Here is a 4,518-nt window from a genome sequence, read left to right on the forward strand (position 1 = left end):
AAAAAATCCATGGATACTATCGCACAACATCTTGGTGTTTCCCGTGCGTCTGTTTATTTGTACGCCAAGAAAGACAGTTAAGACTCCCAGATAGCTTTTCCTTGCCAAAATTCATCAATAGATACGAGGAAATAGTTCACGTTTAACGGTCGGTCAATAACGTTGGGTGGGATAAAAAGCACAAACAGATGATTATTGGTATGAAAGTTCGCGCAATATCGGGTACAACTGCTTTTGTTGTATGGCTGTACCCACTAACAAAGCCCCCAGCGGGTAAATACCTTTCCCCTTCAATTTTGCTGAAAAAGGTTTATTAGGTTGCTTGAACTACTTTGTTTATCATTGATAAACAAAAGTAAATGGAGCTTAAATTAATAGTGATTGTTTTTTTTAGCACTCGCCTTTCTCGCTGAGTTATTGCATAAATAACTATCACCAAAAATAGGGAAATAAAATGACAGAGACAACACCATTATCATTGTATTACGACACGTTTGGTCAACCTGCTAATCCAGCCGTCATCCTTATCGCTGGTTTAGGTGGGCATAATATTAGTTGGACCTCGGAATTTTGCCAACAAATTGCCGACGCTGGTTTTTATATTATTCGCCCCGATAACCGCGATGCCGGCTTATCACCACATTTAGATAATTATCCACCACTGAATATCGAAGAGTTATCCGAACGCTTACAACGTGGTGAACAGGTTGATGTTCCCTACACCTTATTTGAGATGGCAGATGATATCATTGGATTGTTAGATCAATTATCGATTGAAAAAGCCCATGTTGTCGGTCGCTCAATGGGCGGCATGATAGCGCAAGTGGTTGCATCAAAAGTACCAGAGCGTATTCTTTCGCTCTGCCCAATTATGTCATCAACGGGTAACCCTCAGTTACCGCAAGGCGAACCGGACGTCATGCAAATGTTGATGTCACCGGGTGTTGATCCTAAGCAGGACTTTGAAGGCTATATTGCGGGGCAAATTGCATTTAATCGCCGGATCGCCTCGACTTGTGTTCCATTTGATGAAGAAAATTGCCGTAATTATCTTGTACAAGCCTTCCAGCGTAACTATTCTCCTGAAGGCACTAAGCGACAGCTCGCTGCCGTTGCAGTAACTGGAGATTTAAGACCACATTTAAGCACAATTACCGCGCCAACATTAGTGATCCACGGCTCTGCTGACCCGCTATTTCCGGTCACTTCTGGGCAAGATATTTTCGACAATATTGAAACGGCTAAATTAGAAGTGATTGAAGGCATGGGGCACGATACCCCATCCGCATTAAATCCTCAAATTGCCGAAATGATCATTGAGAATATGCAAGACAATTAATAAAAATAGGATGACATTAAGCGCCCAGATCGTGGCGCTTTTTTATGAATAAAAGGCGCTAATTATAACCAACCTTGCTTTTTATGCTGCGCGCATATTGGGCATAGGGTTTCTTGTGAGGTCCATGTGGAAAATGGCAACTGGCACTTTTGGCATGTCCCGTCATAATAATGGAACTGGGTAGGTTCACTATTTTTCGCAACATGTGCATGAACATGGATAGATTGTGGAAAACAAACAACTTGGCAGCTCATACACCCCGTACAGCGCTTATCGTCTATGCTAAATTGATGATTTTCAATTTCAATGGCTTGTTCATCACACACTTTGGCACAGGCACCACACAAAATACAACTTGCCGTATCTAATTCAACATGAAACCAGCTATCTTCAGGATAAAACTGTTTTCTGGCATTTAAACCTGTCTTTACCTTACCGCTGTCTAAGGGCTGATTATCTAGTTTTTGACGAAAAAGCATTCTACGACGCCCGCTGTCCACTTCGGCAGGTTCCGTGATCATCAAGCGCCAAATAGGCTCTTGCAACGTTTCCAGTTTTAAATTTAATGCCGCTAACGCAGGCAGCCATTTATCGACTAATGGTCTGGGGATCTGCATGCCTCTAATTGCATATTGACGATGCCAAACAATCAATTCTTCTGGACTGGCGAGTGGCTCATCATGACTGATAACAAGAACGCCATTTTGGTAGGTTCGTTCGTGAGGTTCAATATTTTCAATTGCATCGACTGGACACGTAAACAGGCAGTTACCACATTGATAACATAGCTCATTATCAATTTTGGCATCCATAAAACCGAAAGAAATCGCGCCAACAGGACAACTGTTAGCACAATTATTACACACACTATTTTTCAGGCGTTTATGAACACACTTATCATTAATAACAGGTTCTAGAGGAAGATCTAAATGAATGAACCGCCGCATAATATGACTGTTTACCTTTGATGATTAAACGTAATGTTACCTTAATCATCTTAATGCAACGGCTTAAAATTAACATGATGTAAGTTAAAAATTAACGCGGTATGATCGCATTGCACGCAAATAAGCTGACTTGTTCTAAGATTTCATCCAATAAATGTGCATCAATACGATCTTGATTTAAACGTTTTAATAATGATTTTTTCGCAATCACAAACCCTAAAATTTGACCAATTAGAGCATGAGCTGAAATAATTGCCGAATGTTGCTCTTCTTGGGTGATAAATTGAATCAACAACGTTAAGCGAGAATGGAAAGGCTCAATAAATTCCTTAAAGATAATATCCGTGTTTTCAGTGGGTTCCAACTGCTCACGAAGAATTAATATAGAATAATATTCATGTTCTGGGGATAATAACGCTAAACCCAGCCCTTTCATTAATAAACGGAGTAACGATTCAACCTGTACCGCCTCATAATCTGCTTGCCCCTTTAATTCCTCAAATTGTACATCAAATGTACTTACATTACTCATTTGAGCCAGATCTGTTGCAATCTTACGAATAACAGCTGCATAGACACCCAGCTTCCCTCCCATATGATAAGGGATAGCGGATTGATTAACCCCTGCGCTTTCAGCCAATTGACGAGTCCGAACACCATTAATTCCGTAAAGTGCAAATTGCTTGATGCCTTCGTTCACTAATTTTTCTTTCGTCAGTTCAGAAGAAAGCGTGTTTTTATTCATTTCTGTCATATGCAGCTGAGGATCCTAATTACATCGAATGTAACAACATTATACGTCAGCACGCATTAAATGAGTCGAATTATTATTTAATTCTATTCCTTTCTCTTTTCCCACAATAACCGTACCGCCGAGATTACATAAATGATAATCAAAGGCGCAGTTAGGCTCAAACGCGAATGTCATGCCTGCCTTTAATACTAAATCACGCCCAGGATTAGGTAATCGACTAATATGCCCATATTTTTGAGCTAGCGGTAATACTTCAATTCCTGGTGCAGTACCAAAACCAATAGGCCCATAAGGATTAATGCTATGAATAAGCGGATGAACATGCCAACCTTTTGCCTTTAATAAAGGTTGTTCCATTTTGTCGACCAACTCTCCGAAGGTAACCCCCTCTTTTAGGTTTTCAACACCGATTTCATAACACTCTCGAGAAACTTGGGCTGCTCGCTCAATGTTGGGATGCACTTTACCGACGGCAACCGCGGCTTGATGTTGAGTTTCATACATCCCATATAGAGCAAAAATTTCAGTTAATACAATATCCCCATATTGAATCTCTCGCGGTTTTTGTGAGCGGTATTGCCATGCTGGCTGTCCCCACCCAATATATTCCGGTCCTGAACCCATCAAAATTTCTGCCGTAAAGCCTCCCCGAGATAAACATGTTGACGTGACGGCGGCTGCAATATCTGCCTCTGTATTGCCCGGAACCGCCGTTTTACGCATCGCTTCACTCATGGCCTCTCCTATCATCGCGGCATGTTTAATATGGGCAATTTCTTCATCACTTTTGATGGATGCAAGCTGGAAAAACGCTTTATAAACAGGAATAAAACTCACATTAGGTAACTGCTCCTTAATACCAGACAACGTATTAAACGGCATCGCTCCATCAAAATAAAATGGGGGATAAGGTTCAAGACCAATGACCCCGATACGCGCATAGGATGCAACACCTAGCTGAAGCAGAATATTACCAATGTTTCTCCCCGTCTTTCCGACCATAATCTGCTCTGCTGCAATCCATTGCATATCGTGGCGCAAAGAAGCTTGCATATGATCCGCTACCATCATTGGCGCGAATGTCACAACAACAGGAGGCTTATCTTGGTGAAACAGCACCACTGAACCTAATCTATCATTGGTAAAGTAATGGTCGATACAAAATGGCGCTGGTGCCGCGGACTCGCGATCACCGTATACCATTAAAACTTCAAGGTTATTCTCTCTCATTATCTGGCGAGCCAGTTCCCACCGTCTATCTCGCTCTTTAAGAATCAATGCAGCGGGTATTCTTGTATTCATCAGTATTTCCTTCTCATCAATATTATTTCATTTGAATGAATTAAATATTGATCGAGGTATAGCCAAAGTCAATCTGTTCATTAAGCATTTAATGCGGTCTATCGGATACATAAAATCATCCATTACCAAACTTTTTGATCAGAATTTGAATAATCCCACGTGTATACTAATAAAAT

At 41.0% G+C, this 4,518-nt stretch carries 5 protein-coding genes; 2 read left to right on the top strand and 3 right to left on the bottom strand.

The annotated features are described in order from the left end of the window. Both PSF16_RS16675 and PSF16_RS16680 read left to right on the top strand, forming a co-directional pair. Window positions 1-81: helix-turn-helix domain-containing protein (locus PSF16_RS16675; RefSeq protein ID WP_272689734.1), on the top strand; the 81-nt coding region annotated here is incomplete at its 5' end. Between the two features lie 373 nt (window positions 82-454). Beyond that, window positions 455-1,339 (top strand): alpha/beta fold hydrolase, encoded by an 885-nt coding sequence (locus PSF16_RS16680; RefSeq protein ID WP_036963666.1) that lies wholly within the window; start codon window positions 455-457, stop codon window positions 1,337-1,339. A 62-nt stretch (window positions 1,340-1,401) separates the two neighbouring features. Here the strand turns inward: PSF16_RS16680 and PSF16_RS16685 are convergent, their stop codons facing one another. The 3 genes from PSF16_RS16685 to PSF16_RS16695 all read right to left on the bottom strand — a co-directional run bounded on the left by PSF16_RS16685 (window position 1,402) and on the right by PSF16_RS16695 (window position 4,342). After that, a complete protein-coding gene (locus PSF16_RS16685) occupies window positions 1,402-2,286 on the bottom strand; it encodes a 4Fe-4S binding protein (protein WP_272689731.1) in 885 nt (294 codons plus the stop codon). A gap of 91 nt (window positions 2,287-2,377) precedes the next feature. Then, window positions 2,378-3,040 carry a CerR family C-terminal domain-containing protein gene (locus PSF16_RS16690; RefSeq protein ID WP_272689732.1) on the bottom strand — a complete coding sequence of 221 codons (663 nt, stop codon included), beginning with the start codon at window positions 3,038-3,040 and terminating at the stop codon, window positions 2,378-2,380. Window positions 3,041-3,079: 39 nt separating this feature from the next. Continuing rightward, complete coding sequence (locus PSF16_RS16695) at window positions 3,080-4,342, bottom strand: M24 family metallopeptidase (RefSeq protein ID WP_272689733.1); 1,263 nt, start codon at window positions 4,340-4,342, stop codon at window positions 3,080-3,082. Window positions 4,343-4,518 lie beyond the last annotated feature (176 nt).

The sequence above is a fragment of the Providencia sp. PROV033 genome (assembly GCF_028484855.1).
Lineage (GTDB): Bacteria > Pseudomonadota > Gammaproteobacteria > Enterobacterales > Enterobacteriaceae > Providencia > Providencia alcalifaciens.

Excerpts from the sequence above, each read along its gene's own strand:
- PSF16_RS16680 (WP_036963666.1), top strand. The coding sequence starts at position 455 with ATGACAGAGACAACACCATTATCATTGTATTACGACACGTTTGGTCAA.
- PSF16_RS16690 (WP_272689732.1), bottom strand. The coding sequence starts at position 3,040 with ATGACAGAAATGAATAAAAACACGCTTTCTTCTGAACTGACGAAAGAA.
- PSF16_RS16695 (WP_272689733.1), bottom strand. The coding sequence starts at position 4,342 with ATGAATACAAGAATACCCGCTGCATTGATTCTTAAAGAGCGAGATAGA.
- PSF16_RS16685 (WP_272689731.1), bottom strand. The coding sequence starts at position 2,286 with ATGCGGCGGTTCATTCATTTAGATCTTCCTCTAGAACCTGTTATTAAT.